This is a genomic window from Candidatus Pelagibacter sp. uisw_091, from assembly GCF_059512525.1.
In genome coordinates, this window is sequence record NZ_CM183455.1 from 571530 (window position 1) to 597004 (window position 25475).

The 25475-nt window shown below is 28.4% G+C and carries 34 protein-coding genes, 1 tRNA gene and 1 riboswitch; of the genes, 10 read left to right on the plus strand and 25 right to left on the minus strand.

Annotated elements, in window-relative coordinates; translation table 11 throughout:
- Positions 1 to 46: 46 nt before the first annotated feature.
- The 4 genes from AC5YGA_RS03085 to AC5YGA_RS03100 all read left to right on the plus strand — a co-directional run bounded on the left by AC5YGA_RS03085 (position 47) and on the right by AC5YGA_RS03100 (position 3338).
- Positions 47 to 121 (plus strand) — tRNA-Glu (locus AC5YGA_RS03085).
- Positions 122 to 126: 5 nt separating this feature from the next.
- Positions 127 to 360: a GIY-YIG nuclease family protein gene (locus AC5YGA_RS03090; protein WP_496170023.1), complete on the plus strand. Its 234-nt coding sequence runs from the start codon at positions 127 to 129 to the stop codon at positions 358 to 360.
- Between the two features lie 15 nt (positions 361 to 375).
- Positions 376 to 2487: a glycosyltransferase gene (locus tag AC5YGA_RS03095; RefSeq protein ID WP_496170024.1), complete on the plus strand. Its 2112-nt coding sequence runs from the start codon at positions 376 to 378 to the stop codon at positions 2485 to 2487.
- Positions 2487 to 3338 (plus strand): glycosyltransferase family 2 protein, encoded by an 852-nt coding sequence (locus tag AC5YGA_RS03100; protein ID WP_415309272.1) that lies wholly within the window; start codon positions 2487 to 2489, stop codon positions 3336 to 3338. The genes AC5YGA_RS03095 and AC5YGA_RS03100 overlap by 1 nt, the downstream gene beginning before the upstream one ends.
- Here AC5YGA_RS03100 and AC5YGA_RS03105 read toward each other — a convergent pair.
- Positions 3328 to 4284: a site-specific integrase gene (locus tag AC5YGA_RS03105; protein ID WP_415309273.1), complete on the minus strand. Its 957-nt coding sequence runs from the start codon at positions 4282 to 4284 to the stop codon at positions 3328 to 3330. The genes AC5YGA_RS03100 and AC5YGA_RS03105 overlap by 11 nt on opposite strands.
- A 109-nt stretch (positions 4285 to 4393) precedes the next feature.
- Here AC5YGA_RS03105 and AC5YGA_RS03110 point away from each other — a divergent pair, with 109 nt between their 5' ends.
- From AC5YGA_RS03110 to AC5YGA_RS03120, 3 genes are read left to right on the plus strand one after another with little or no spacing between them, the layout of a single operon-like run.
- A complete protein-coding gene (locus AC5YGA_RS03110; RefSeq protein ID WP_415309274.1) occupies positions 4394 to 4579 on the plus strand; it encodes a hypothetical protein in 186 nt (61 codons plus the stop codon).
- A gap of 33 nt (positions 4580 to 4612) precedes the next feature.
- Positions 4613 to 5050, plus strand: a complete 438-nt coding sequence (locus AC5YGA_RS03115; RefSeq protein ID WP_415309275.1) for a GNAT family N-acetyltransferase — start codon at positions 4613 to 4615, stop codon at positions 5048 to 5050.
- Complete coding sequence (locus AC5YGA_RS03120) at positions 5031 to 5309, plus strand: methylated-DNA--[protein]-cysteine S-methyltransferase (RefSeq protein ID WP_415309276.1); 279 nt, start codon at positions 5031 to 5033, stop codon at positions 5307 to 5309. Before AC5YGA_RS03115 ends, AC5YGA_RS03120 begins: the two co-directional genes overlap by 20 nt.
- Positions 5310 to 5840: 531 nt before the next feature.
- Here AC5YGA_RS03120 and AC5YGA_RS03125 read toward each other — a convergent pair.
- From AC5YGA_RS03125 to rplM, 7 genes are read right to left on the minus strand one after another with little or no spacing between them, the layout of a single operon-like run.
- On the minus strand, positions 5841 to 6689 hold the full coding sequence (locus AC5YGA_RS03125; protein ID WP_415309277.1) for a DMT family transporter: 849 nt from the start codon (positions 6687 to 6689) through the stop codon (positions 5841 to 5843).
- Between the two features lie 17 nt (positions 6690 to 6706).
- A complete protein-coding gene (locus tag AC5YGA_RS03130) occupies positions 6707 to 7609 on the minus strand; it encodes an AEC family transporter (protein ID WP_415309278.1) in 903 nt (300 codons plus the stop codon).
- Entirely contained in the window at positions 7609 to 8901 is a 1293-nt protein-coding gene (locus tag AC5YGA_RS03135; RefSeq protein WP_415309279.1) for a homoserine dehydrogenase, read from the minus strand. Before AC5YGA_RS03135 ends, AC5YGA_RS03130 begins: the two co-directional genes overlap by 1 nt.
- Entirely contained in the window at positions 8902 to 9126 is a 225-nt protein-coding gene (locus AC5YGA_RS03140) for a hypothetical protein (protein ID WP_415309280.1), read from the minus strand. It abuts the gene before it with no gap.
- Entirely contained in the window at positions 9123 to 10145 is a 1023-nt protein-coding gene (argC, locus tag AC5YGA_RS03145) for an N-acetyl-gamma-glutamyl-phosphate reductase (RefSeq protein WP_415309281.1), read from the minus strand. The genes AC5YGA_RS03140 and argC overlap by 4 nt, the downstream gene beginning before the upstream one ends.
- A gap of 34 nt (positions 10146 to 10179) precedes the next feature.
- Entirely contained in the window at positions 10180 to 10629 is a 450-nt protein-coding gene (gene rpsI / locus AC5YGA_RS03150; protein WP_415309282.1) for a 30S ribosomal protein S9, read from the minus strand.
- A 1-nt stretch (position 10630) separates the two neighbouring features.
- Positions 10631 to 11092, minus strand: a complete 462-nt coding sequence (rplM, locus tag AC5YGA_RS03155) for a 50S ribosomal protein L13 (protein ID WP_415309283.1) — start codon at positions 11090 to 11092, stop codon at positions 10631 to 10633.
- Positions 11093 to 11230: 138 nt separating this feature from the next.
- Positions 11231 to 11299, plus strand: a riboswitch (SAM riboswitch).
- A 4-nt stretch (positions 11300 to 11303) separates the two neighbouring features.
- Between rplM and AC5YGA_RS03160 the strand changes: the two genes are divergently transcribed.
- Positions 11304 to 12647: an O-acetylhomoserine aminocarboxypropyltransferase/cysteine synthase family protein gene (locus AC5YGA_RS03160; protein WP_415309284.1), complete on the plus strand. Its 1344-nt coding sequence runs from the start codon at positions 11304 to 11306 to the stop codon at positions 12645 to 12647.
- Here the strand turns inward: AC5YGA_RS03160 and AC5YGA_RS03165 are convergent.
- Complete coding sequence (locus AC5YGA_RS03165; RefSeq protein ID WP_415309285.1) at positions 12631 to 13650, minus strand: COX15/CtaA family protein; 1020 nt, start codon at positions 13648 to 13650, stop codon at positions 12631 to 12633. The two genes, AC5YGA_RS03160 and AC5YGA_RS03165, sit on opposite strands and share 17 nt — an antisense overlap.
- A gap of 42 nt (positions 13651 to 13692) precedes the next feature.
- Here AC5YGA_RS03165 and AC5YGA_RS03170 point away from each other — a divergent pair, with 42 nt between their 5' ends.
- Positions 13693 to 13983, plus strand: coding sequence for a chorismate mutase (locus AC5YGA_RS03170; protein ID WP_415309286.1), 291 nt, complete (start codon positions 13693 to 13695; stop codon positions 13981 to 13983).
- Between the two features lie 2 nt (positions 13984 to 13985).
- Here the strand turns inward: AC5YGA_RS03170 and AC5YGA_RS03175 are convergent, their stop codons facing one another.
- From AC5YGA_RS03175 to AC5YGA_RS03200, 6 genes are read right to left on the minus strand one after another with little or no spacing between them, the layout of a single operon-like run.
- A complete protein-coding gene (locus AC5YGA_RS03175) occupies positions 13986 to 14177 on the minus strand; it encodes a 50S ribosomal protein L33 (RefSeq protein WP_006996892.1) in 192 nt (63 codons plus the stop codon).
- A 1-nt stretch (position 14178) separates the two neighbouring features.
- Positions 14179 to 14556 (minus strand): MerR family transcriptional regulator, encoded by a 378-nt coding sequence (locus AC5YGA_RS03180; RefSeq protein ID WP_415309287.1) that lies wholly within the window; start codon positions 14554 to 14556, stop codon positions 14179 to 14181.
- Positions 14546 to 14848 carry an integration host factor subunit alpha gene (locus AC5YGA_RS03185; RefSeq protein ID WP_415309288.1) on the minus strand — a complete coding sequence of 101 codons (303 nt, stop codon included), beginning with the start codon at positions 14846 to 14848 and terminating at the stop codon, positions 14546 to 14548. The genes AC5YGA_RS03180 and AC5YGA_RS03185 overlap by 11 nt, the downstream gene beginning before the upstream one ends.
- On the minus strand, positions 14848 to 15852 hold the full coding sequence (gene plsX / locus AC5YGA_RS03190) for a phosphate acyltransferase PlsX (RefSeq protein ID WP_496170025.1): 1005 nt from the start codon (positions 15850 to 15852) through the stop codon (positions 14848 to 14850). The genes AC5YGA_RS03185 and plsX overlap by 1 nt, the downstream gene beginning before the upstream one ends.
- A gap of 15 nt (positions 15853 to 15867) precedes the next feature.
- The gene (rpmF, locus tag AC5YGA_RS03195; RefSeq protein ID WP_415295811.1) at positions 15868 to 16050 is read right to left on the minus strand and encodes a 50S ribosomal protein L32; all 183 of its coding nucleotides are present in this window, start codon (positions 16048 to 16050) and stop codon (positions 15868 to 15870) included.
- 6 nt (positions 16051 to 16056) lie between these two features.
- Entirely contained in the window at positions 16057 to 16521 is a 465-nt protein-coding gene (locus AC5YGA_RS03200; RefSeq protein WP_415309290.1) for a ubiquinol-cytochrome C chaperone family protein, read from the minus strand.
- On the opposite strand from AC5YGA_RS03200, the gene bamE reads away from it, so the two are divergent.
- Entirely contained in the window at positions 16520 to 16981 is a 462-nt protein-coding gene (gene bamE, locus AC5YGA_RS03205) for an outer membrane protein assembly factor BamE domain-containing protein (protein ID WP_415309291.1), read from the plus strand. The genes AC5YGA_RS03200 and bamE overlap by 2 nt on opposite strands.
- A gap of 13 nt (positions 16982 to 16994) precedes the next feature.
- On the opposite strand, the gene AC5YGA_RS03210 is transcribed toward bamE, so the two are convergent.
- From AC5YGA_RS03210 to glyA, 10 genes are all read right to left on the minus strand, one after another.
- The gene (locus tag AC5YGA_RS03210) at positions 16995 to 19100 is read right to left on the minus strand and encodes a sodium-translocating pyrophosphatase (RefSeq protein WP_415309292.1); all 2106 of its coding nucleotides are present in this window, start codon (positions 19098 to 19100) and stop codon (positions 16995 to 16997) included.
- Between the two features lie 90 nt (positions 19101 to 19190).
- Positions 19191 to 20150 (minus strand): thiamine-phosphate kinase, encoded by a 960-nt coding sequence (gene thiL / locus AC5YGA_RS03215; RefSeq protein WP_415309293.1) that lies wholly within the window; start codon positions 20148 to 20150, stop codon positions 19191 to 19193.
- Positions 20143 to 20547, minus strand: coding sequence for a transcription antitermination protein NusB (locus AC5YGA_RS03220; protein ID WP_415309294.1), 405 nt, complete (start codon positions 20545 to 20547; stop codon positions 20143 to 20145). The genes thiL and AC5YGA_RS03220 overlap by 8 nt, the downstream gene beginning before the upstream one ends.
- 2 nt (positions 20548 to 20549) lie before the next feature.
- Positions 20550 to 20936 (minus strand): 6,7-dimethyl-8-ribityllumazine synthase, encoded by a 387-nt coding sequence (gene ribH, locus AC5YGA_RS03225; RefSeq protein ID WP_415309295.1) that lies wholly within the window; start codon positions 20934 to 20936, stop codon positions 20550 to 20552.
- The gene (gene ribB / locus AC5YGA_RS03230; RefSeq protein WP_415309296.1) at positions 20936 to 22036 is read right to left on the minus strand and encodes a 3,4-dihydroxy-2-butanone-4-phosphate synthase; all 1101 of its coding nucleotides are present in this window, start codon (positions 22034 to 22036) and stop codon (positions 20936 to 20938) included. Before ribB ends, ribH begins: the two co-directional genes overlap by 1 nt.
- The gene (locus tag AC5YGA_RS03235) at positions 22023 to 22616 is read right to left on the minus strand and encodes a riboflavin synthase (protein ID WP_415309297.1); all 594 of its coding nucleotides are present in this window, start codon (positions 22614 to 22616) and stop codon (positions 22023 to 22025) included. Before AC5YGA_RS03235 ends, ribB begins: the two co-directional genes overlap by 14 nt.
- 2 nt (positions 22617 to 22618) lie before the next feature.
- The gene (locus AC5YGA_RS03240; RefSeq protein WP_496170026.1) at positions 22619 to 23158 is read right to left on the minus strand and encodes a RibD family protein; all 540 of its coding nucleotides are present in this window, start codon (positions 23156 to 23158) and stop codon (positions 22619 to 22621) included.
- Between the two features lie 260 nt (positions 23159 to 23418).
- Entirely contained in the window at positions 23419 to 23724 is a 306-nt protein-coding gene (locus tag AC5YGA_RS03245; RefSeq protein WP_496170027.1) for a bifunctional diaminohydroxyphosphoribosylaminopyrimidine deaminase/5-amino-6-(5-phosphoribosylamino)uracil reductase RibD, read from the minus strand.
- On the minus strand, positions 23705 to 24163 hold the full coding sequence (nrdR, locus tag AC5YGA_RS03250; protein WP_169036466.1) for a transcriptional regulator NrdR: 459 nt from the start codon (positions 24161 to 24163) through the stop codon (positions 23705 to 23707). The genes AC5YGA_RS03245 and nrdR overlap by 20 nt, the downstream gene beginning before the upstream one ends.
- The gene (gene glyA, locus AC5YGA_RS03255; protein ID WP_415309299.1) at positions 24163 to 25473 is read right to left on the minus strand and encodes a serine hydroxymethyltransferase; all 1311 of its coding nucleotides are present in this window, start codon (positions 25471 to 25473) and stop codon (positions 24163 to 24165) included. Before glyA ends, nrdR begins: the two co-directional genes overlap by 1 nt.
- Positions 25474 to 25475 lie beyond the last annotated feature (2 nt).

Here is a 25475-nt window from a genome sequence, read left to right on the forward strand (position 1 = left end):
ATTACACTTGATAAATAATGACTTTTAAAATAAAAGATCTCAACGTGGTCCCTTCGTCTATCGGTTAGGACAGCTGGTTTTCATCCTGCAAAGGGGGGTTCGATTCCCCCAGGGACCGCCAATAATATGTTTTATTATGTATATTTATTAATAGCTGTATCGCCTGGTGTTAATAAAACTTATGTAGGTTATACAAACAACTTAAAAGCTAGAATAGATAAGCACAACTCCAATAAGGGTGCCAAATCAACCATGGGATATAAATGGTTGTTAATTTACTCTAAAAAATTTAAAACTAAAAGCACTGCTATGTCCTACGAATATAAATTAAAGAAAGATAAAAAAAAAGAGCTCAAATAAAAGAGAAATTTAAAAATGTTAAATATAGCAACAATACTTCCATATAAAGAAAATTATACTGAAAAAGATGCTGGAGCTGTGTCTCTTTGGGTTAAAGATTTTTTAAAATTTTCTAAATATAAGAGAAACAATATCATTTTTGGAAGTACAAAATATTTTCCATACCTTTCTAAAAATTATAAGAATATAAAAATTAATTCATTAAACTCAAAACTATATAGCTCAACAAATGAATATTTGGAGAAAGTAGTTGCAATTCTAAAAAAAGATAATTTTGATATAGTGGAGGTTCACAATAGACCAATAATGATTTCTAGTTTACTTAAAGAAATAAACTCAAAGTTTATTTTGTATCTTCATAATGACCCAAGATCTATGAAAGGTGCTAAAACACCAAAAGAAAGATTAGAATTATTATCTAATGTCGATAAAATTGTTTTTATTACTGAATGGGTTAAAAAAAAATTTTTTGAAGGTTTGAATATTGATCCTAAAAATTTTAAATGTGAAATAATTTATCACAGTATTGAAATTGAAAAAACTTTATATAAAAAAGAAAAGAAAATCGTTTTTGTAGGAAAATTAAATGAGTCAAAAGGTTATGATATTTTTTGTGATGCTGTAAAAAAGTTATTAGATAATTATAAAGGTTGGAAAGCTTACTCAATAGGTGACGAAAAAAGATTAAAAAATTATTCTACACATAATAAACATATTAAATTAGGGTATGTGCCACATAAAAAAGTTTTATCATTTTTAAATACTTCTGAAATTGCTGTTATACCATCAAGATGGGAAGAGCCCTTTGGTCGTACTGCTTTAGAAGCATCATCAAGGGGTTGTGCCACCATTATATCTGATAGGGGTGGATTACCTGAAACAACAGATGAGGCAATAATTTTAAAACAACTTGATTCAAAAAATTTAATAAAAGAAATTCAAATATTAATAGAAAATAATAAATTAAGAAAAATAATTCAACACAAAAGTCGTAAAAATGTAAAACATATTTTACTTAAAAATTCACTTAAGATTGATAAAATGCGCTTATCAATATTTCCTTTTTATAAATTGAACTTTAATAATAGTAAATTGAGAATTCTCAATATCTACAATCTTGGACAAAAATTAAATCATCGAATATATCATATCTCAATTGGCAAAAAAATATCAAACGGATTTATACGAAATGGTAACGATGTGTTAGAAATTAGCGATCGTGACTTTATAAAGCAAAATAGACAGTTAGATTTTAGTAATGTTAAGAATAAATTTCAAGAATATCTACTAGCCACATTTAAGAATTATAACCCAAATTTAATTATTTTTGGTCACAGTGAAAATATTGAAACTGAAACATTAAGCACCTTCAAAGAATATGATAAAAATTTAGTTATCTCACAATGGAATGAAGATCCAATGATGACTGGGTTGCCAGACTCATTAACTAATATTAATAAGATTAACAAATTTGAAAAAGTTGTAGATCATACATTTATTACAACAGATGCAAAAATTCTTAGAGAGAACAATGTTAAAATCAAGAATCTTCATTTTTTATTCATACCAGTAGATAAAAATATTGAATGTTTTAACGTTTATGACTCTGATCCCTATAATGATATTTTTTATGCTATGAGTCATGGCGTAAATAGAGCTAAACTTAAAAAAGGAAAAATCGATACTCGTTCAAGTTTTTTAAATAATTTAATTAAAAAGTTAAATAATGTAAGTCATGATTTTTATGGTCTAAATAATAAAGAGCCCATTTGGGGTGAAAGTTTTTTTCAAGCATTAAAGAATAGCAAAATGGGTCTAAATTTAAGTCGTGGAAATCCAACAAAATATTATTCTAGCAATAGAATAGCAACACTCATGGGCAATGGTTTGTTAACTTTTATTGATGTCAAAACTCAGTTTGATGATATTTTTTCTAAAAATGAAATAATTTTATATAATAATTTAAACGAATTGGCTGATAAAATACATTTTTATAAAAAGAATAATTCATTAAGAAAAAAAATAGCAAAAAAGGGACAGAGCAAATATTTTAAGCTATTTAATGAAACGCGTATTTCAAAATATATAGTTGATAAATCTTTTGGAAAAAACACTTCGTTATTTTAATGAAAATCTCTATATTAGTACCCACTTTTAATAACATCAAATATTTAAAATTATTAATTAAATCCATAAAATTACACTCTAAATTTGAGCATGAGTTAATTGTTCATATAAATGATGGATCTGATGGAACGCTAGATTTTATTAAAGAAAGAAATATTTCCTATACTCATTCTACTACAAATATTGGTTTATGTAGCGCTATAAATCTCGCAGCCTCTAAAGCGAGTAATGATTATCTTCTTTACGCTCATGACGATATGTATTTTTGCCCTAAATGGGATTATTTTTTAAAAAAAGAAATTGAAATAATTGGGCATAATAATTTTTATTTATCTGGCACAATGATTGAACCTAATTCAGGTCATATTAAATTTAATGCAGGAGAAGATATTGATAAATTTGATGAAAATAAACTCTTAGATAATTTAAATCATCTTAATTTTTATGATCATCAAGGCAGTCATTTCGCACCTCACCTAGTAAGTAAAAAATTATGGCTTTCTGTAGGTGGATTTAGCGAAGAGTTTAATCCTGGTGATGGATCTGATCCAGATTTTAATATGAAATTATGGAATAGTGGTGTTAGAATTTTTAAAGGAATTAATAAGTTTAAAGTTTATCATTTCAGCTCTATTACAATAAGAAAAAATAAAGCATTAAAATCTAACAAAGGTCATCAAATTTTTTTAAATAAATGGGGAATAACAATTAAATTTTTTAAAAAACATTACCTACATTCTAAAACTTTATATACTGGTGAGTTATCGGAACCCAAAAAAAAATTGAACTATTATTTAGAACTTTTTGTATGCAAAGTTAAACTTCTATATTTAGAGCTTTCTAAATTTTAAGTTTATTCAATGCGTTATTTTTAAATAAATTTGCCTCATTGATATATTTTCTAACCATCTCAGATGACTTATGGCCAGTCATTGCCATAATATTTCTTTCCTCCACTCCTGACTCAGCAGCAGATGTGGCAAAACCTGATCTCAAGCTGTGACCAGAATAATTTTTGTTATCTATACCTGCTAATTTTAGATATTCTTTTATAAGCAAAGCAACTGTTTGATCGGTTAATCTGTTTTCTGACATCCTGTTTCCTTTAGAAAACCTCCTAAACACAGCTCCAGATGTTATCTTGGAGATTTCTATCCATTTTTTTAATGACACTACAGGGCAATATTGAGAATTATCAAAGTAGGGCAGAGCTTTTGTAAAACCTTCACCAAATTGATCTGTTTTAGATCTTCTGAGATTAATTTTAAGACCCTCTCTAACAAAATCTAAATCATCATAATCCAATGAAACTATTTCGTTTCTCCGAAATCCACCTGAAAACCCAATCAAAATAATTGACCTATCTCTTAATTTCTTAACTTCTTCTTTTTTTTGATTATCTATAACATTAATTATTTCTTTTAAAGTACTGATTAATATAGGTTTTTTGCTTTTTTGGCTGCTACCTTTTCTTCTTTTTATTCCCATAATATTTTCAATAATTGACGGGTGTTTAGTGTCTAAATAATATCCTTTTAACTTATGGATCACGCCGATTGATACTAATCTACGTTTTAGAGTACTAATTTTGGCATCCCTGACGGACAAATGAGTTAAGTATAATGAAACTATTTTAGGTTCTGATGGTAAAGACTTAAATCCATTTTGAGCACAAAATAATCCAAAATCATTAAAATCAGCTTTATAAGCTCTCACGGTATTGTTAGCTTTAGAGTTTTTAAGGTTTATTAATGTCTCTTCTTGTAGAGCTTTTATGTCTGTTATTATATTATTCATATATTACTATTGATAACCATTAATTATCGTTAGTAATATATTAGATGATTTCAGTTGTCAATAGTATAATTATTAGATTGTGAAAGTTATCATTTGCATATTAAAAATTATGGAGAAACATTTAAGTGCAATAATAATTGGTATCTCAATAATAATAGCTGCTAGTATTTATGCTTATTATAATCCTTACCAATCATGTAAAAGAGATATTATTGTTAAGGCTTCTGATACTGATTCTGCCTGGCTTGAGTTAGCAAGTATTTGCGCTGGTTCTGGATCAACAGATTCTGAATAAATATCAAAGGTTTAATTTATAAATTTAATGTAAATGATTAGAAAATTAGAGCAAAAAGACATGAAAAAATGGGCTAAATTATACAATGGTTATGCTGATTTCTACAAAGTTCCAATGAATACAGGGATTTTAGACACTCTTTGGGGCTGGATTCTTGATGAAAATCATGATGTTAATGCTATTTGCTTTGAATTAGAGGGTAAAATCGTTGGAATTGCCCATTACAGAACAATGCCAAGACCAATTAAAGGCCAATATATTGGTTTTTTAGATGATTTGTTCGTAGAGCCAGAATTTAGAGGTCAAAAAATAGCTCAAAAACTCATTAGTCACCTAAAATCACTATCTAAAGCCAATAATTGGAATGGAATTCGTTGGATCACCCACTCTTCCAATAGAAATGCAAAGAAATTATACGATAAAATAGCAAATAACACAGGTTTTGAACTCTATGAACTTAAAGGGAACTAAGTTTCAGTTAAAAGTGTGGAATTACTTGAAGAAAATACCCAAAGGCAAAGTTAAAACCTACTTAGAAGTTGCTAAAGCCATTGGAAAACCTAAAGCATTCAGAGCTGTTGCTAATGCAGTGGGTAAAAACCCATATCCGCTTAAAATACCCTGTCATAGAGTAATAAAATCAGATGGCAGCCTCGGTGGATACTCTGGAAAAGGTGGAATTCAACAAAAACGCCGTTTATTGAGGTCTGAAAAAGTCTTCCTAAAATAAGGTTTTTAACCTTCTAAACGGTTCAAAAGTGTTGGTATTAAATACTTATAGCTAATTTAGCCATAATTATTACAAAATTGCTTAATGCATCCTTCAGTTGTACTGCAAATGACCTTTCAGTTAAAATAAGGTGTCCTATGGACGTTTAAACGGTATATTCTGATACTGCATTGCTCTAGTTATCAACAATACCAACACTTTTAGAAGTGAGCAAAAAAGCCTGATTTTACACATGTATTTGACCCCCACTCTATCTCATTAGAAAATTAAAAAAACTTATATTTTCAAAGTTGATTATAAACGTTGTTATTCAACACTTTTTTACTAATTTGAATAATTCATAGAAAATTAAACACTAATGAAAAAATAATGACTTGAATTTAAAAAATTGATAAAAATTTTCAACCATAAATCTTATATTTTTCTATTAATTTCATTTTTTTATATAATAATAAAAATTCAACGATTACAGTACTTTAGAATATAAACTTAATATGTTATATTAAGTATTAGTAAACAAGAAACACCTAATTAATTAGATTTAATATAAGACTCTCTTCTTGAAATGTAAATTCCACTCATAATAATAATGGACAAACCTAAGAATGTCCAATTATCAGGAAAATCATTAAAGAAGTAATACCCTATAATTATATTAGTAATGATTTCAAAGTAGCTAAATGGAGCTAATTTAGAGGCATCAGCATATTTAAGTGACAATATAAGAAATAAGTGCCCAATGCAGGCAAATACGCCTATAGAAGCCATCATGGACCATTGTGAGGCATCTGGATTAACCCAAATGAATGGCATTATACCTGAAACAGCTACCAATCCAACTAATCCAGTTAGTAATAAGGTTAATAAAGGGTTATCTGAAGTGCTCAATTTACGTGTAATTATTAAATAGAACCCATACATTATACCTGTTCCTAATGCAGCAAGACTAGCCAAGTTAATCTCTACAAAACCTGGTCTTATAACAACTAGAGAGCCAATAAACCCTATAATAACGGCTGTCCACCTCCTTACACCCACCTTCTCACCCAAAAATATAGGAGAAAATGCAGTAACAATTAAGGGAGCCACAAAGGCAAGCGTTAAAGCTTTAGCTAAAGAGATAACAGATATTGCGTAGAAGAAACAAATATTAGCACAAAGTAGTATTAACCCTCTTATTATTTGTAACTTAGGCTTATCAGTCCAAACAAGCTGCTTATTATAAAAGAAGAACATTATAGGAAGCGTGAATGCGACCGTAAAAAAGTATCTTGCCCAAGTGATCTGTAAAACTGGCATATCAGCACTTAAATACTTTGCAAAACCATCCATGATTGGAAGCATTACCCAAGCTAAAAGGTTAAATATGATGGCTTTCATAAGCCAATAGATACAGTTTAATTAAAGTACTTTAAAGCAAAGAATACGACTACCGGAATAGTAGCAAAAGACATAACTGTTGAAACAACGATAGTACTAGCAACGCTATCTACAATTTTTTTCGGCGAATAAATTGAAGCTACAAGATAATTTAAAACAGCACTAGGCATTGAACATTGAATTAATAGAACACCAGCTGCAAATCCTGATAGATCAAAATATGTAATGATTAATAACGCAACAATAGGACCTAAGACAACTCTTCCAATTGATGAAATCACAGCTTTCTTAAAAGAGAAAACTTTAAAACGAGTTAAGGCAATTCCTAAAGACATTAATATTAAAAAAATTGTTGCATACATTAGTAAAAAGGTTGTGTTTTCTACAAAGACTGGAAGTTCTATTTTGAAATATAGGAAAATCACTGAAATTATAATTGCATAAAATGGTGGATTTTTAAGAATAACATTAATATTGAATTTTCTATCAGCAAGAAAAATTCCTAACGTAAAGTGACATAGAATTATTAAAGCTGAAATAGCAGCAGCAACACCTAATCCTTGAGATCCATAAGCAAACAAACATATTGGTAAGCCCATATTCCCAGTATTTGGCATAATAAATGGTGGAAGTTCTCGGATAATGTCTTTAGTTTTTAAGAAGAATAAAAAGACAATTCCAATAAAAGTAAAGGCAGTAATTGCAATTAAAAAGTACCAAAAGTAATCTTTAAATATTTCAAAAGATGTACCAGTGGAAGTTAGTGCGTATATAATCATTGCTGGTGTTCCTATATTTGCAGCAAAATTTGTTATGAAAGTGATGTCAATTTTTGGATTATTTTTACCTAAATAATATCCAATACCAACTACAAAAAAGACAGGAAATAAGACCTCAAATAGTTTTAGATATAACTCCATTAATTATATATTCTAATCAGTGTTGGATATTTAAGAATATTTTTGTCTTTTTTGAAAACAGAAAGACAATTCTTAGAATTAAGTTCATTAGTTTTATGTGTAATAATAACAATAGTAGCTTTATTATTTTTTTTATCAGGAGTTTGAATTAGTCTTTTTACTGAAATTTTATACTTAGCTAATCTGTTAGTAATTGTTGATAAAACACCAGGTTTGTCTTTAACTTCAAATCTCAAATAGAGAGAATTTGCATAATTATTAACGTTATAACATTTAATTGATTTACGTTTGCTACCTGAAATACCAAAGGGTTTTTTAACATTCCCATTCAATATTGAAAGTAGATCAGATAATAATGATGATGAGGTTGGACCAGGGCCAGCTCCCTCTCCCTGTAATATACTTTCACCAACAGGTTTTCCTTCAAGAATAACAGCATTCATAACTCCGCCAACATTACCAATGTACGAATTTTTACTAACTAGACATGGATGGACAGTTTCAAACAATTGATTATTAATAATTTCAGAAATACCCAATAATTTAATACGTAAATTTAATTGATTAGCAATTTCAATATCTTTTAATTCAATTTTTTCAATACCTTCCATCAAACATTTGTGTTTTGAAATCTTGGTATTAAAAGCAAGAGCAGACAAAATTCTTACTTTAGCAAATGCATCAAAGCCATTAAGATCTAATTTAGAGTTACCTGGCTCAGCATACCCTAATTTTTGTGCCTTTTTTAAAACATTTGAAAAACTGTCTTTAGAATTTCTCATTTCTGAGAGAATGTAATTAGAAGTACCATTTAAAATTCCATAAACTTTAGAAATCTTATTAGTTGCAAGACCTTCTTTGATAGTTCTTAATATTGGAATACCACCAGCAACAGATGCTTCAAATTCTAAGTTAACATGATTATCTTCAGCTAACTTTCCCAAGTAATCACCATGTTTAGATATAAGTGCTTTATTAGGAGTGATCACATGTATCTTGTTTTTTAAAGCAGTCTCTACAACTTTTTTTGATATTCCATCAGATAAGCCAATAGCTTCAAATAAAATATCTACTTTAGTCTTATTAAAAATTTCTAATGGATTTTTAAAAAAAATTTTTTTATTAATCTTAAATCTTCTCTTTTTTGAAATACTTTTAGCAGAAATTGCTACTAAATTAATTTTTTTACCAGTCTTAATCTCAATATGTTTTTTTTTTGTATTGAGTTCATTCAACAAATATATACCAACTTGACCTAATCCAATTACAGCAATGTTGATAATATTTTTCATCTATTTATTTATATCTGGATATTCTGCTTTTTCTGTATAATCTTTAAGAAAGATTTCAAACTCTTCAAAAGTCATTTCTTTAAAATTTTTAGTTGTACTCAATATTTTTGATAACTTTTTATTATCAGAAAATTTATTTATAGAATCTTCATTCCAATAAGCTGAGTTTTTATCTAAAGAACAAGACATTAAAATTAAAATTAATGGTAAAAAGAAATATTTCATATCAATCCTTTTGCTTCATTAAATCCATATTTAATATTCATGTTTTGTATAGCTTGACCAGCCCCACCTTTAATTAAATTATCAATAGCAGATAAAATAATAATTCTATTTTTATACTTAGTTTTACATATTGCTATAGAACAATTATTTGTGTTAATAACGTCATTTGTACTTATTAACGAATTTGTTTTTAAAATATTAACGAATCTACTTTTGGAATACTCAGCATTTAAAGTATCTTCTATTTTCTTAATATTTGAACCGTTGTTAAGATCTAGATAAATTGTACTTAATATTCCTCTGAACATAGGTGTTAGATGAGGGGTAAAGGTAAATGAAAAATTTTTTTTTGTGTAATTTTCAATTTCTTGTTGGATCTCAGAATTATGTCTATGAAAACCAACACCATAAGCACTTAAAGACTCATAAAGGTTTTTTTCTTTATATTTATTATGAACTCCTCTACCCGCTCCAGAATAACCAGATTTAGAATCTATAATTAAGTTGTCGATTTTTATTAAGTTTTTCTTTACTAGGGGAATAAGAGGAATAAGTATTGACGTTGGATAGCATCCTGGACATCCAATAATTTTAAATTTTTTTACTTTATCACCACTAATTTCTGGTAAGGCATAAATGGATTTTTTAATATTCTTAACAGATCTATGCTTTAGTTTGTACCATTTCAAATAATCAGATGCTTTATTAAGTCTAAAATCAGCAGCAAGATCAATTAAAACATTGTGCTCTAGTAGATCATTTGAAATATTTTGAGCTTCACCATTTGGCAAAGCGGTGAAAACAAGATCTATATTATTTAAAAAAGATTTATTGTATTTAACAATTTTTGGTAATTTTTTTGAACTCAGAGATTTCTCATAACTTGAGATATTTTTTCCAACTGATGATTTTCCACAAAGATATTTAATCTCAACATCACTGTGTTTAACTAATAATTTAATTAGTTGAACACCGATGTAACCAGTTGATCCAGCAACTAAAACATTAAGCTTAGGCATTTTATTATTATAACAGTTTTGAGTTAAAAAAGAATTATCTTTTCGAGAATTGGAAGCTTCTTCTAGCTTTTCTACGACCAGGTTTTTTTCTCTCAACTGATCTAGAGTCTCTGGTATTTAGTTTTTCAGTCTTAAGAACTGCCCTATTTTCAGAATCAAATAAAATTAATGCTTTAGCAATACCATGTACCATTGCACCAGCTTGCCCTGTGTGCCCGCCACCAGCAACACTACATCTAACATCATAACCTGTTGCTTGATTTATAATTTCAAATGGTCTTGTAATTTGCATTTTATGACTTCCGCTAGTAAAATAATCATCCATGGTTCTGCCATTTACATAAATTTTGCCAGTCCCTTTTTTTACCCAAATTTTTGCAATAGATTTTTTTCTTCTGCCTGTAGCATATTTACTATCTTTAAAATCTAATTTTATTTTAGGTTTTTTTGTAGTTACTTTATTTGCTGCAGTTGCTGTTTCCATATTAATTTCTTATTAAATTTTTACTGTTTAATTTTCCTAAATCTAGAAGTTTAGGGTTTTGCGCCGCATGCGGATGCTCTTCCCCTGCATAAATTTTTACTTTAGTTAATTGCTTTCTACCAAGCACTCCACCAGGTAACATTCTCTTAACTGCTAATTTTAAAGACTCGCCAGGTTTGTTTTTTTCTAAAAGTTTTTCAGGAGTTATTTCTTTAATACCACCAGGGTGTCCAGTATGTTTGTAGTATTTTTTATCGCTAAATTTTTTTCCTGTAAATTTTGCTAACTCTACATTTTTTACGACAACAAAATCACCATCATCCATGTGTGGTGTGTATGTGGTTTTATTTTTTCCTCTTACAATCATGGCAATTATAGATGCAAGTCTTCCAACTACAGCGTTTTTAGCATCAATTTCAAACCAGTTACTTGATAATTCACTACTTTTTAGAAATTTTGTCATTGTGCCAGGATTAATACTATTATTAGTAATAATGTCAATTTTATATTTATCTTGCAAAAGCTTGCTTTAATGATAGTTTGATTAAGCCGATTTGTTCCTATTGCAGGCTTGTTATTGCTAAAAAGGATTTTTACACACATTATCGGTAGGCACATTTGAACTGTATTGTACGCCTTGCATTAAGCATAAGTACTAAAAAAGGAGTATTAAGATGAGCACAAAAAGACAAAACCCTGAAACTATAGCCATACATGGTGGTGATTATAGAAGTGATCCAACAACAAAAGCAGTGGCTGTTCCGATATACAGAACAACCTCTTATCAATTTGATAGTACTGAACATGCTGCAAATCTGTTTGCTTTAAAAGAGTTTGGAAACATTTACACAAGAATAATGAATCCAACTAATGATGCTTTAGAAAAGAGACTTGCTGCATTAGAGGGAGGTTTAGCTTGTTTAACAGTATCATCTGGTCAAACAGCATCAACATTTGCAATATTAAACGTCGCAAAAGCTGGTGATAATATTGTTAGCTCAACAGATCTTTACGGTGGAACAGTTTCTTTATTCACACACACTTTGAGTAAGCTTGGAATAGAAGTTAGGTATGCTGACCCAGCGGATCCGAAAAACTTTGAGAAAGCTGTTGATGAAAAAACAAGAGCATTTTATGGAGAAACTTTACCCAATCCATACTTAAGAGTATTTCCTATTAAGGAAGTATCTGACATAGGTAGAAAATATAATATACCTCTAATAATGGATAATACAGCCTCTCCTGTTCTATGTAAACCAATAGAGCATGGTGCTGCAGTAGTAGTTTATTCGCTTACAAAATATATAGGAGGACATGGTACAGTTGTAGGCGGTGCATTAATTGATGGTGGTAATTTTGATTGGACAGCTGATCCTAAAAGGCAACCTCTATTTAATGAGCCAGATTTTAGTTATGGTGGTGCAGTATGGGGTAAAGTGGTACCAGAGTTAACAGGTGCAAATGTTTCTTTTGCAGTAAGAGCTAGAGTTGTTTTATTAAGAGATTTGGGTGCAGCATTATCTCCAGATAATGCTTTTGGATTAATCCAAGGACTTGAAACTGTAGCTTTAAGAATGAAACAACATTGCTCAAATGCTGAGAAAGTAGTGAATTACCTACTTAAACATACTGAGGTTTCAAGGGTAATATATCCAAATCAATATAAAGGTGAAATTGGAAACAGAGCTAAAAGATACCTAAGCGGTGGAAATGGTGCTCTGGTAGGTATAGAGTTGCAGGGCGGTATTGAAGCTGGTAAGAAATTTATTGAAGCTTTAAAAATGTTTTATCATGTAGCAAATATTGGTGATGCTAGAAGTCTAGCAATACATCCAGCAACAACTACACATAGTCAATTAAATGAGGAAGAACTTTTAGCTTCTGGTGTGACACCAGGATATGTAAGATTATGTATTGGTCTTGAGCATATTGACGACATTATTGAAGACTTAGAGCAAGCTCTAAAAAGAACTTTAAATAATGTTGAGAATATTAATAAAGCTAAAGTTGCTGGTTAGAATTTTTATGTAAAATTAAAAGATAAGAGCTCAAAACAATAATTGAGCCTAACTGGTGTAGAGAAGCATATTTAATCTCTGCACCAGACATTAAGGTAATAATTCCTAAGAAAACTTGAAATAAAATAGCAAAATCAAAAAATAATATATTTTTAAAATCTAATTTTTTTTTAATAAATTGATAATTCAAAAGTAAAATAAAGAACAAAAGAATGTATGCAGTTAATCTGTGAAAAAATTGAATAATAGAAGGATTATAAAATAATTGAGAACTCAAATAATCATTTATAACAACATCATTTGGAAAAAAATCCCCATTCATATCGGGCCACGAATTGTAGATTAAACCACCGTCCAGACCTGAAAGAAAAGCTCCAAGAACAATCTGCAATATAATAAGCAATAAAATAAAAAATAATAATAAATTAGAGATTTTAATCTTAAATTTCTTAGTGTTAAATAAATCTAATATAAACCAAAAAATTAAACACATTATAAATAAAGCCAGAGTTAAATGAACCGATAGTCTGAAATGACTAACATCGTTATTTTCTATTAATCCACTTGAAACCATATACCAGCCAATAAATCCTTGTAAGCATACTAATAGAAAAATTAGATAATATTTATTTGAATAAAATTGATTATTATTAAATTTAAAACTAAAAAATAATAATGGTATGAATGAAAATAACCCTACAATTCTTGCTAGTAATCGATGTGCATATTCCCAATAAAAGATTATCTTAAATTCATTCAAAGTCATATTGTAATTAATATTTTGAAATTCTGGAATTTTCTTATATTCAGAAAAATAAAAGTTCCATTCGTTAATATTTAAGGGAGGTAATATTCCAGTAAAAAGTTCCCATGCAGTAATAGATAATCCAGAATCAGTTAATCTAGTTAAACCACCAACCCCTACCATAATAATAATTAACAAAAATAAAGTTATTAGCCATAATTTTAAATACTTTATATAGTTGTCGCTATTTACAAACATAAATTATACTTATAATAATCATCTTAATTACCAATTGTTTAAATGTCGCCTATAAATAAAAAAAAATTAGATCTGCTGAGAGTTAAGCTAGATAAGCTTGATAATGAATTGCTCAAATTAATTAAAAAAAGATCTAATTTAGTAAATAAAGTTTTAAAAGTAAAAAATCACAAAAAAGAAATAATCGATCAAAAAAGAATAAAATTCATACTTAAGAAAATTAAGAAAAAATCATTACAATTAAACATAGATCCAAAGATAACAAATAGAATATGGAAGAGTATGATTTGGTCATTTATTGATTACGAAAAAAGAAACTTTAAAAAAAATTAATATTATTTACTATGTGGGGGTAATTTTTTCTCTACAAACATTTCATGTTTTCTTGTAGAAGGATTGTACTTTTTTGCTGACAATTTGACTTTAGCTTTTTCACCACCAGCTGGTTTTTTAACATAGTAAAAAAATGGGCTGTCAGGTTTAGCTTCAGGTACCAGTCTAACTTTAACGTGAGTTTTTTTAGCCATATTATTTTAAATCTTTTATTTGTCTTATTAAATTAGAAATTTTTTTAAGTTTATTTTTTATACTATAATCAGCATTTATAGAATTATTTGGTAATTCGTCAAGTTTTAAAGATTTATCAGAATTAAGAACTTTTTTAGCGCCATTAATTGTCATTCCTTGATCTTTAAGCAAATATTTAACTTTTTTTAAAACCTCAATAGTATCATTACTATAGTACCGTCTATTACCATTTAAAATATTTGGCTTAATTTGCTTAAATTCTTTTTCCCAAAAACGAATAGTGTGAGTGTTAAGAGATCCTTTTTTTTTATTAACTAGATCAAGAATTTTTGCAACCTCTCCTATAGATTTATATGCTTTATTGCTTTTATGAATCATTTTCAGAATTTACTAAATCTTTAAATTCTTTAGAAGCTTTAAATAAAACTACATCTCTGTCAGATATAGTTATTTCCTCTCTAGTTTTAGGATTTCTACCCATTCTACTTTTTTTTGAACGTATTGAAAAAGTACCAAATTTTGATAATTTTAATTTTTTTTCAATTTTTAAATTTTTTGAGATTGTGTATAAAAAATCATCTATTAAACTTTCTGAAATATTTTTTGAGAAACCAATTTGCATATAAACAGAATTTATCAAATCTTTTTTGGTTAGATTAATTCTAGTCATTAATTTATATTTTTTCTAATTTTTTCTATTAAATTACCACTTACAACTCTTGTGCAAACACTCAAAGAATTAGAAAAACCAAAATAATCTGTTCCACCATGGCTTTTAATTACTGGTGAGTCTAAACCAATAAATATAGCACCATTATATAACCGGGGATCTAATCTTGCCTTAAATTTTTTTAAATTAGAAATATTTAATAAAGAAGAAATTTTTCCTATTATACTTCCTGTCATTGCTTTTTTTAGTTCGCCTGTAATAAAATTTGCTGTTCCTTCTGCAGTTTTCAAAGCAACATTACCAGTAAAACCATCAGCTACAATTACATTGACCTCTCCATTCATTAACTGGTTGCCTTCTATATAACCTTTAAATTCAAAGTCATGATTATTTCTTTGATTTAATTTTTGATATGTTTCTTTGATAATTTCGTTACCTTTAAGTTCTTCAGAGCCTATATTTAATAAGGCAACTTTTGCACTATCCTCTGGATATAAAGATTTAAATAACGAGGAACCCATTATTGAAAAATCAATTAGATTTTTTGGACTACATTCAATATTAGCACCCAAATCTAAAACTACACTCATGCCTTTTTTATTTGGCCAAAGCGCTGATAAAGCTGGTTTATCAATGTTATCAATCATATTAAGGTTAAGCTTAGATATAACCAGTAAAGCACCTGTATTTCCAGCAGAGATCACAACATCTGATTTTTTTTCTTTAACACTTTGGATTGCTAACCACATACTAGTGTTTTTTCCACGTTTAGCACCTTCTAAGGGGCTGTCAGTACCTTTAACAACATCAATTGTATGAAATATCTCAAAAGAAGAATTTGTTAAATCATTTTTAATATGTGGTATAATTTTATTCTTATCACCAAAGATTTGATAAAATGAATTTTTATTTTTTTTAAAATGGTGACTAATGCCATCCATAACTTTTTTTGGTGAACCATCTCCACCCATTGCATCTACTGCAATTTTGATTTTTTTATTCATTTAAGATTGAAGTTTTTATTCCTTAGGATCTAAAACTTGTCTGCCTCTGTACATACCAGTTTTAAGATCCAAGTGATGTGGTAACCTAAATTCACCTGATTTTTTGTCCTCAACAATATTTGTTGATTTGAACTTCATATTCTGAGCTCTTCTCATTCCAGTTCTTGACGGGGATTGTTTACGTTTGGGTACAGCCATAAAATATCATTTTAATACACCTTTTAAATAAAAATTCAAAGTATTATTTGATAATTCTAATCTATATTTTTCAAAATAATCAGCTAAATAAGAGGCATCAATTGATTTTCCTAAATAATCTAATAATAAAGATGTTCTTAAATCAACGCTTAAGTCTTCCCAAAAGTGTATTTTATCAATAATTTCATGAAATATGTTCAGATAATCTTTCATTTTTTTATTTATGGATTGATCTCCATACCCAATTTCTCTTATATTTAACTCTAACTGTCTAAACATAAAATCGTAAATTTTCTGCATATTATCTTTGGAATTGTCATTTTTAAAGACTTTCAGAAAGAATGCAAAATGAAATAAAAAAAATATTAATCTGTCTGAAAATTTGTCCTGATATTCGAAGTTTCTATAAAGTTCTTTATTTCTGGTTAAAGATATTAATTTATTGTAAATATTAATGTAATCAGATTTCATGAAAAAATACTTTTTTATATTGTTCTTATCTATATTAACTTCAAATTGTACTTTAGATAAAGTAATTAATGATCATGGTACCAAATTTATTGATGTAAAGGAAAAAAAACTTATTGTCAATTCTACTAATAAAAATGACATAATTAAACTTCTGGGCCCACCATCAACAAAAAGTATGTTTGATAATGACGTTTGGATTTACATTGAAAGAAAAAAAGCAAAAAAATCACTATTGAGTATTGGGGGTGAAAAAACTTATGCTAATAATGTTTTGGTTTTGGAAATAGATAATAAAGGTTTGCTTGTGAAGAAAGAATTACATCAAATAGATAAAATGAATAAAATCAATTTTTCAAATGACAAAACATCTGTAAACTATAGTAAAAATTCATTTACATATGATTTTCTAAATAGTTTACGACAAAAAATTAATAATCCAAAAAGTAACAGGCAGAATTAATTTCTTATTAGAGTTATCCTGCTATTACAGCTAATAATAATAAAGCTACAATATTTGTAATTTTAATCATCGGATTAACTGCTGGACCAGCTGTATCTTTGTAGGGATCTCCAACTGTGTCTCCAGTAACCGCTGCTTTATGTGCTTCAGAACCTTTGCCACCATGATTACCATCTTCAATATATTTCTTAGCGTTATCCCATGCTCCACCACCAGCAGTCATTGAAACAGCAACAAATAGTCCTGTAACTATTACACCTAACAGCATAGCACCAACAGAGGCTAAAGCTTCTGCTTGTCCACCTATAGAAAGTATAACAAAATATAAAACTATTGGAGATAATACTGGTAATAATGAAGGTACAACCATTTCTTTAATTGCAGCTTGAGTTAATAAATCAACAAGTTTTGCATAATCGGGTTTTTGTTTACCCTTCATGATGCCTGGGAACTTTTTAAATTGTCTTCTTACTTCGACAACAACGGCTCCACCTGCTCTTCCAACAGCTTGCATTCCCATCGATCCAAATAGATATGGAAGCATTCCACCAATCAATAAACCAACAACAACATAAGGATTAGTTAGATCGAAAGTGACTTCAATGTTATATAATTTAGAACCTTCTATCTTAGCAAAGTGTTTAATATCTTCTACGTAAGCAGCAAATAAAACTAGTGCTCCTAAACCAGCGGAACCAATAGCATAACCTTTTGTTACAGCTTTTGTAGTGTTTCCTACAGCATCTAATGCATCGGTAGTTTTTCTTACACTGTTTGGTAATTTAGCCATTTCAGCAATACCACCAGCATTGTCGGTAACTGGACCATAAGCGTCTAGAGCAACAACCATTCCAGCTAAGGCTAACATTGTAGTAACAGAAATTGCAATACCATATAGGCCAGCTATTGAATTTGTAGCTAAAATTCCAGCAACAATAATCAATGCAGGGATTGCAGTAGCTTCCATAGAAACAGCTAATCCTTGAATAACATTAGTACCATGACCAGTTGTTGATGATTTTGCGATACTTCTAACGGGTCTGTATTCAGTTCCGGTATAATATTCGGTAATCCAAATCAAAAGACCAGTAATAACTAAACCAATTATTCCACAATAATACAAGCTCATACCGTTAAAGCTTTTACCATCTACAGTATACTCACTTGCAAAACCAATCACATAGTCAGTTACTGGGTACAAAATTACTAATGAAGATACGGCAGAAACAACAAATCCTTTATATAAGGCATTCATAACATTTTTACTTTTTCCAAGCTTCACAAAATAAGTTCCTAATATTGATGTCAAGATACAAGCTCCACCAATTGTTAAAGGGTAAATCATCATATTCATATCACCTACAAAAAATATCGAAGATAAAACCATTGTAGCAACAATAGTTACTGCGTAAGTTTCAAATAAATCTGCTGCCATACCAGCACAGTCACCAACATTATCACCAACATTGTCGGCTATTACTGCTGGGTTTCTAGGGTCATCCTCAGGTATTCCTGCTTCTACCTTACCGACTAGATCGGCACCAACATCAGCACCTTTTGTAAAAATTCCACCACCTAATCTTGCAAAAATTGATATTAGTGAAGCACCAAAACCTAATGCAACTAATGCATTAACAACTTCTCTGTCTTCAGTTCCCATTTTTAATAAAATATAATAATAAACTGCTATAGCTAATAAGGCTAAACCAGCAACAAGCATACCAGTGACAGCACCAGATTTAAAAGCAACTGCAAGACCGCTAGCTAAACCTTTTCTTGAAGCTTCCGCAGTTCTAACATTTGCTTGAACTGAAACTAACATTCCAACATAACCTGCAATACCAGACAAAGTTGCACCAATAAAATAACCAAGACCAACTAGTGGGCTAAACACCCAACAAACAATAACTAAAACAACAACTCCAACCACGGCTATCGTTTTATATTGTCTTGCTAGATAAGCTTTAGCTCCAATTTGAATTGCTGTAGCAATTTCTTGCATTTTTACATTTCCAGCACTTGAATTAAGAATATTTAAGCCAGTAAAAAAACCATAAACGATTGCAAGTGATCCAGCCGCTATGGTGTAAAGTAATATTGTTTCTATAAGTGAGTTCATGATGCCTTTTTAGTTGTTTGGTTGTTAAAAATTTTATTGTTTAAAGTCCGGACAATACAAAAAAAGCAATAAAAGGCAATATTTAACTTTTTAAAACTTATGAAAATAACCTTTATTTTTAAGGCTTATTTGGACATTTTTACCATCAATAATGGTCGATTTTTCAATATGGCTTTGGATTGAGCCAATTTTTGTAAGCTTAACTCTGTAATTAAATGCTATTTTTTTTATGATTCTCATTTTATTTTTGGAAGCTGTAAATAGGACCTGATAATCATCACCATTAGAAATGTAATTAATCTTTGATAACTTTTTAAGAGTGAGTACTTTTTTGAGATTATTTGAAATTGGAATATTATCTAAATAAAGTTTATAAGATAATTTTTGGTTATTAATCATTTTATCAAGGTCTGCTAATAGTCCATCAGATATATCAATAGAAGTGTTAGCAAACTTCTTAATTTGAGTAATCAATTTTAATTGAATATTTGGCATAAAGTATTGATTAGTAAAATATTTACTTAGAAACTTATTAAGTTTAACTTTATTTTTTAAAACTAACAAACCTAAGTAACTGTCTCCTAAATTTCCAGATACATAAATATCGTCATTAATTTTAGCTTTGTTCCTATACACAATATTATGTGCAAATCCTATTGAGGTAATTGTAAAACTTAACTTGTTTGAAAAAACTGTATCTCCACCACTTAAAAATATCTTATACTTATTTTGTTCTTGATTAAGTGAGTTACTAATTTTTGATAGATTTAATTTAGAAAAACTTTTTTTATTTCCAGATCCTGAAATAAAATAGTATTTTGGTTTAACACCTTTGCAAATAAGATCTGATATAGATGATCTAATTATTTTTTTTATAACTAGTTCAGGTTTTTTAAAATTTATAAAATGATTACCTTCTGTATATGTATCAACTGAAACTACTAATTTATTTTTTTTATCAAAAAAAACATCGTCATTTAGGTTCAAGGCACTTGATGATTTTTTAGAAAGTTTTTGAAAATAATTTTTTATTAACTCAAATTCATGCATTGATAGATCTTATTTTTTTAGCTATCTTGTCTAATATAGCATTCAAATATTTAGTTTGACTGTCTTCTAAAAAAAAATTTGAAGCATCAAGATATTCTTTAATAATTATTTTTGTTGGAACCTTAGGTTTATATAGAAATTCAAATATTGCTGATTTTACTATAACTTGAAAAACCTTATCTAAATTATTTAATTGCAAGTCTTCACTTAAATATTTTTTAACCTCTTCTTTAATTACATCCTCTCTTTCTATTGTGCCTAAAACAACATCTTTGATAAACTTTTTAAATCTATGTTTTGGAAAAGTTAAATCGTTATCGTCATTAAAAAAATTACCATATAACTTTTGGATAATTATAACTCTTGGGCTTTGGTTGGGATTATATGAGGTTCTCATTATTATTGAGACAAGACAGATATTACAGCTTGAGCTGCTTCTCTACCTTTTTTTTTCCTTGCTTTAGCTTGACGCATATTTAGACAAGTAATAATTCCGTTACCAATAGGTTTTTTATTTTCTATAGATAGTTTCATTATCGCATCTGTAGAAGAATGGGAAATAAAGTCAAAATGTGGTGTTTGACCTTTTATAACACAACCAAGAGCTAAAAAAGCATCATACTTTTTAATATTTTTTGAAATTGTTACTGGTATTTCAAAAACACCAGGGACATTAATGATTTTTATTAAACTAGATTTTGGTAATATGTCTTTAGCGCTACTGAGCAATCCTTTAGATATGTCTTTGTAATAATCAGCAATAACTATTAAATATTTTTTTTTCATTAAATTATTTCTTGTTTAGTAATTTTTATATCATAACCCTCTAATCCAATAACTTTTTTAGGAGACTTTGTGATTAATATCATATTTCTTATTTTTAAATCTTTTATTATTTGAGCACCAATACCATAATTTCTAATAAGCTTGTCGTTACCTTTTTTATAGAAATCTTTATTTTTATAATCTTTAAGAGTCTGTGTAACTGACCTTAAATTTGTATCTTTAATAAATACTAAAACGCAATTATTAAATTTCTTAAAGTAATTCAGCGTTTTGTTAAATGAATTTGGTAATTTTTGGCTTATTAAATAATTTTGAACAACATTTGACGAAATTACTCTAACTCTTGGTACTACACCTTTTTTTAAATTACCTTTAATTAAAGCAAAATGTTCAGATCCATCTAAAAGGTTTTCATAAATTCTAATTATATATTTCTGTTTTTTAACCTCTATTTCTGATTTTTTTTTCAATTTAATTAGTTTTTCTTTTTTTAACCGATAAGCAATAAGATCTTCAATTTTACCTATCTTTAAATTATGTTTTTTTGCAAAATTAAATAAATCTTGACCTTTAGCCATTGTACCGTCTTCATTCATTATTTCACAAATAACTGCTGAATTATTTTTTTTTGCAAGTTTTGAAATATCAACAGAGGCTTCTGTGTGCCCAGCTCTAACTAAAACGCCACCATCTTTTGCAATAATTGGAAAAATATGTCCAGGAGATACAATGTCTTTTTTATTTACACTTTTTTTTGATGCAACTTTTATTGTTTTAGCTCTATCTTTTGCTGATATGCCAGTTGTTATTCCTTTTTTTGCTTCAATAGAAACTGTGAAGGCAGTCTTGTTTCTTGATTGGTTTATTGGAGACATTAAAGATAAATTTAACTTTTTTGCCTGAATACTATCGAGAGCTAAACAAATTAATCCACGTCCAAATCTAGCCATAAAATTTATATTTTTAGCATTTGAGTCTGTGGTTGAAATAATTAAATCACCTTCATTTTCTCTTTTTTCATCATCTACTAAAATAAACATACCACCTTTCTTGGCAGTATTAATTATGCTTTCAATAGATGCGTAATTATTTTTTTTCATTAAAATAATTTCTAACATATTTAGATAGGATATCTATCTCTACATTAACTAGGCTGCTTTTTTTAAGTGTATATAAGTTTGTAACTTTAAATGTGTGTGGAATAACCCAAACTTGAAATCCTTTTTTTGTTACTTTTGAAATTGTTAGTGAAATTCCATTAATAGAAATTGAAGCTTTTTCAATTAAATTTTTTCTTTCTTTTTTATTTATTTCAAAATCAAATAAATAAGATTTATCAATCTTTTTTATATTAAAAATTTTACCAACTGTATCTACATGGCCCTGACATATATGACCTGAAATCTTATGACCATACTTTAAGGGAAGTTCAAGATTAATTTTATCATTAATTTTTAAAAATTTAAATTTAGACCTTTGTATTGTTTCTTCAGATAGGTAAAATTCCATTAGGTTTTTTTTAATTGTTATTAGTGTTAAACAAACACCATCAGAAGAAACTGAAACACCTATATCTCTTTTTGTTAATTTCAAATTAGAACTTACAAAAATATTAATGCCTTTAGTTCTTTTGCTAATTTTTTTAATAGTACCTTGGTTAAAAATTATTCCATTAAACATAATTATCTTTTATATAAAGTTATAGTATCTTTACCTAATTTTGTATTTATCTTAGATTTAGTTTTATAATTTTGTATCAAAAATCTAATATTATTAAAGCCTGTATATGATGTAGATTTATTCAAAATTTTCTTACTTTTAAATAGATAAAATTGATTAAAAATTTTATCTTCTAGAAAGCTGCCCGATAGGATGTCACCACCTTCAACTAAAAGGTTTCTACATCCTATTTTATAAAGTTTTTTAATTATTAAATTTAAATCAAAATATTTATTTTTAATTAAATTTGATTTGATTAATTGAATGCCTTTTTTCTTAAATAAAGTTATTTTTTTTTTGTTAGCTGAATTATAAAAAATAATCGTATTATTTTTATTGGCAGTTTTAAATATATATGAATTAATTTTTGTATTTAAATCGCTGTCTAAAATGATTCTTCTTGGAGAGAACTTATTAAACCCTTTTAATCTACAGTTTAATTTAGGATTATCTATATTTAATGTCTTGTATGACACCATTAATGAGTCATTCTTATATCTCAAATAATGATTCAGTTTATCAGAATGAATATCGGTAATTTTTTTGCTATCTTTAGTGTGTATAAGGTTATTTTTAGTTGTAGCTATCTTGCCAGTAATAAAGGGAAGTTTATTTATTCTATTGAAAAAATAAGTTGAATAAAAATCATTTGTTTCATTTTTAAGTAATCCTTTTTTTACAACAATATTTTTGGATCTTAAAATTTTAAAACTTTTACCTTTAACTTTTTTATCAATATCTTCTATTGAATAAAAAACTTCATTTATTTTTTTTTTATTATTAAATTAGTACAAGGTGGTGTTTTTCCATAATGACTACATGGTTCTAATGTCACGTATATTTTTGAACCTTCTAAATTTGTATTTGAATTATTAATAGCATTATATTCTGCGTGCGGGGTGCCTCCATAACCTGTTTGTCCTATTGAAATAATTTCATCTTCTTTTACTATAACACAACCAACAGATGGATTTACACCTGTAAGACCATGCCTTGATCTAGCAAGACTTAATGCTAGCTCCATATACTTTTTATCTTTTTTGGAAAAATTATCTTTTTTTGTAGACATCTAATTTGTCCACGAATTGTACAAAATCTTTCTCTTCTCTGAAATTTCTGTAAACAGATGCAAATCTTACATATGCCACAGGATCAAGCTCTTTTAAACCCTCCATGACCATGGTTCCTATAATGTTAGATGAAATTTCACTTTGACCCAGCTCTTCCAAAGCTCTTGAAGTTTTACTTATAAATTTTTCTGCTGTTTCTGTGTCTATTGGTCTTTTTTTAAGAGCAATATAAATTGACTTAGAAAGTTTATCCCTGTCAAAAGATGATTTTCTTCCGTTCTTTTTGACAACCATTATTTCTCTAAACTGAACTCTTTCAAAGGTTGTAAATCTTGCTCCACAAACACATAGTCTTCTTCTCCTTATAGCAGTTCCATCTTCTGTTGGTCTAGAATCTACAACAGATGTTTCACCTTTTTTACAAATTGAACAAATCATTATTTTAAGTTCTTATATATAGGAAAATGAGAAGTAAGCTCTATAACTTCATTTCTTACTTCTTCTTCAACTTTACTATTATCTTCAGGGTTTACGGATAAACCTTTTACAACTTTAGTTATTAACTCTCCTACTTTTGCAAATTCTTTTAATCCAAAGCCTCTAGTTGTGGCTGCTTGAGTACCTAGTCTTATACCTGATGTAATCATTGGTTTCTCAGAATCAAATGGTATTCCATTTTTATTACAAGTAATATTTGCTTTAGAAAGACTTTCAGCTGCTATGTTGCCCTTAACATTAAAAGGTCTAAGATCTACTAACATTAAGTGTGTATCCGTCCCTCCAGAATAGATTTTAAAACCATTATTTTTAAGTGTTTCTGATAAAATTTTAGCATTAGCTAAAACTGATTTAATATAATCTTTAAAATCAGGTCTTAAGGCTTCTAAAAAACCTGCAGCTTTTGCTGCAATAACATGCATTAATGGCCCACCTTGATAACCAGGAAAAACTGCAGTATTAAATTTTTTAGCTAAATCTTCATGATTTGTTAAAATAATTCCACCTCTTGCACTCCTAAAAACTTTGTGTGTTGTTGATGTAACTACGTGAGCATGTTCACAAGGATTTGGATAACCTTTTCCAGCAACTAAACCCGAAAAATGAGCCATATCTACCATAAGATATGCTCCCACTTTATCAGCAATCTCCCTAAACCTTTTAAAATCTATAACTCTAGAATAAGCACTGCCCCCGCAAATTATAAGTTTCGGTTTGTGCTCTAAAGCAAGTTTCTCGACATTGTCATAGTCTATAAGTTCAGATTCTTTATCAACATCATATCCTATTGGATTAAACCATTTACCTGACATTGAAATTTTTAAACCATGTGTAATGTGTCCACCAGAATTTAAACTCATTCCCATAAATGTATCACCTGGATTTAATAAAGCTAAAAAAACTGCACCATTTGCTTGAGCTCCAGAATGAGGTTGTGCATTAGCAAATTTACAATCAAATAATCTTTTTAATCTTTCAATAGCTAAGTTTTCAGCAACATCAACATGCTCACATCCATTATAGTATCTTTTTCCAGGATATCCTTCTGCATATTTATTTGTTAAAACAGAACCTTGTGCTTCTAAAACAGCTTGTGAAACGATATTTTCAGATGCAATTAATTCAATATGTTGTTGTTGTCTTTTTAATTCATCACTAATTGCTTTATACAGTTCTGGATCAGCTACAGATAAACTGTCTTCAAAAAAACTTTTATAACTGTCATTTAGATAATTTTTTTCACTAGACATAA

Coding starts and splice junctions, on each gene's coding strand:
- AC5YGA_RS03090 (WP_496170023.1), top strand. CDS start 127: ATGTTTTATTATGTATATTTATTAATAGCTGTATCGCCTGGTGTTAAT.
- AC5YGA_RS03095 (WP_496170024.1), top strand. CDS start 376: ATGTTAAATATAGCAACAATACTTCCATATAAAGAAAATTATACTGAA.
- AC5YGA_RS03100 (WP_415309272.1), top strand. CDS start 2,487: ATGAAAATCTCTATATTAGTACCCACTTTTAATAACATCAAATATTTA.
- AC5YGA_RS03105 (WP_415309273.1), bottom strand. CDS start 4,284: ATGAATAATATAATAACAGACATAAAAGCTCTACAAGAAGAGACATTA.
- AC5YGA_RS03110 (WP_415309274.1), top strand. CDS start 4,394: ATGGAGAAACATTTAAGTGCAATAATAATTGGTATCTCAATAATAATA.
- AC5YGA_RS03115 (WP_415309275.1), top strand. CDS start 4,613: ATGATTAGAAAATTAGAGCAAAAAGACATGAAAAAATGGGCTAAATTA.
- AC5YGA_RS03120 (WP_415309276.1), top strand. CDS start 5,031: ATGAACTTAAAGGGAACTAAGTTTCAGTTAAAAGTGTGGAATTACTTG.
- AC5YGA_RS03125 (WP_415309277.1), bottom strand. CDS start 6,689: ATGAAAGCCATCATATTTAACCTTTTAGCTTGGGTAATGCTTCCAATC.
- AC5YGA_RS03130 (WP_415309278.1), bottom strand. CDS start 7,609: ATGGAGTTATATCTAAAACTATTTGAGGTCTTATTTCCTGTCTTTTTT.
- AC5YGA_RS03135 (WP_415309279.1), bottom strand. CDS start 8,901: ATGAAAAATATTATCAACATTGCTGTAATTGGATTAGGTCAAGTTGGT.
- AC5YGA_RS03140 (WP_415309280.1), bottom strand. CDS start 9,126: ATGAAATATTTCTTTTTACCATTAATTTTAATTTTAATGTCTTGTTCT.
- argC (WP_415309281.1), bottom strand. CDS start 10,145: ATGCCTAAGCTTAATGTTTTAGTTGCTGGATCAACTGGTTACATCGGT.
- rpsI (WP_415309282.1), bottom strand. CDS start 10,629: ATGGAAACAGCAACTGCAGCAAATAAAGTAACTACAAAAAAACCTAAA.
- rplM (WP_415309283.1), bottom strand. CDS start 11,092: ATGACAAAATTTCTAAAAAGTAGTGAATTATCAAGTAACTGGTTTGAA.
- AC5YGA_RS03160 (WP_415309284.1), top strand. CDS start 11,304: ATGAGCACAAAAAGACAAAACCCTGAAACTATAGCCATACATGGTGGT.
- AC5YGA_RS03165 (WP_415309285.1), bottom strand. CDS start 13,650: ATGTTTGTAAATAGCGACAACTATATAAAGTATTTAAAATTATGGCTA.
- AC5YGA_RS03170 (WP_415309286.1), top strand. CDS start 13,693: ATGTCGCCTATAAATAAAAAAAAATTAGATCTGCTGAGAGTTAAGCTA.
- AC5YGA_RS03175 (WP_006996892.1), bottom strand. CDS start 14,177: ATGGCTAAAAAAACTCACGTTAAAGTTAGACTGGTACCTGAAGCTAAA.
- AC5YGA_RS03180 (WP_415309287.1), bottom strand. CDS start 14,556: ATGATTCATAAAAGCAATAAAGCATATAAATCTATAGGAGAGGTTGCA.
- AC5YGA_RS03185 (WP_415309288.1), bottom strand. CDS start 14,848: ATGACTAGAATTAATCTAACCAAAAAAGATTTGATAAATTCTGTTTAT.
- plsX (WP_496170025.1), bottom strand. CDS start 15,852: ATGAATAAAAAAATCAAAATTGCAGTAGATGCAATGGGTGGAGATGGT.
- rpmF (WP_415295811.1), bottom strand. CDS start 16,050: ATGGCTGTACCCAAACGTAAACAATCCCCGTCAAGAACTGGAATGAGA.
- bamE (WP_415309291.1), top strand. CDS start 16,520: ATGAAAAAATACTTTTTTATATTGTTCTTATCTATATTAACTTCAAAT.
- AC5YGA_RS03200 (WP_415309290.1), bottom strand. CDS start 16,521: ATGAAATCTGATTACATTAATATTTACAATAAATTAATATCTTTAACC.
- AC5YGA_RS03210 (WP_415309292.1), bottom strand. CDS start 19,100: ATGAACTCACTTATAGAAACAATATTACTTTACACCATAGCGGCTGGA.
- thiL (WP_415309293.1), bottom strand. CDS start 20,150: ATGCATGAATTTGAGTTAATAAAAAATTATTTTCAAAAACTTTCTAAA.
- AC5YGA_RS03220 (WP_415309294.1), bottom strand. CDS start 20,547: ATGAGAACCTCATATAATCCCAACCAAAGCCCAAGAGTTATAATTATC.
- ribH (WP_415309295.1), bottom strand. CDS start 20,936: ATGAAAAAAAAATATTTAATAGTTATTGCTGATTATTACAAAGACATA.
- ribB (WP_415309296.1), bottom strand. CDS start 22,036: ATGAAAAAAAATAATTACGCATCTATTGAAAGCATAATTAATACTGCC.
- AC5YGA_RS03235 (WP_415309297.1), bottom strand. CDS start 22,616: ATGTTTAATGGAATAATTTTTAACCAAGGTACTATTAAAAAAATTAGC.
- AC5YGA_RS03245 (WP_496170027.1), bottom strand. CDS start 23,724: ATGTCTACAAAAAAAGATAATTTTTCCAAAAAAGATAAAAAGTATATG.
- nrdR (WP_169036466.1), bottom strand. CDS start 24,163: ATGATTTGTTCAATTTGTAAAAAAGGTGAAACATCTGTTGTAGATTCT.
- glyA (WP_415309299.1), bottom strand. CDS start 25,473: ATGTCTAGTGAAAAAAATTATCTAAATGACAGTTATAAAAGTTTTTTT.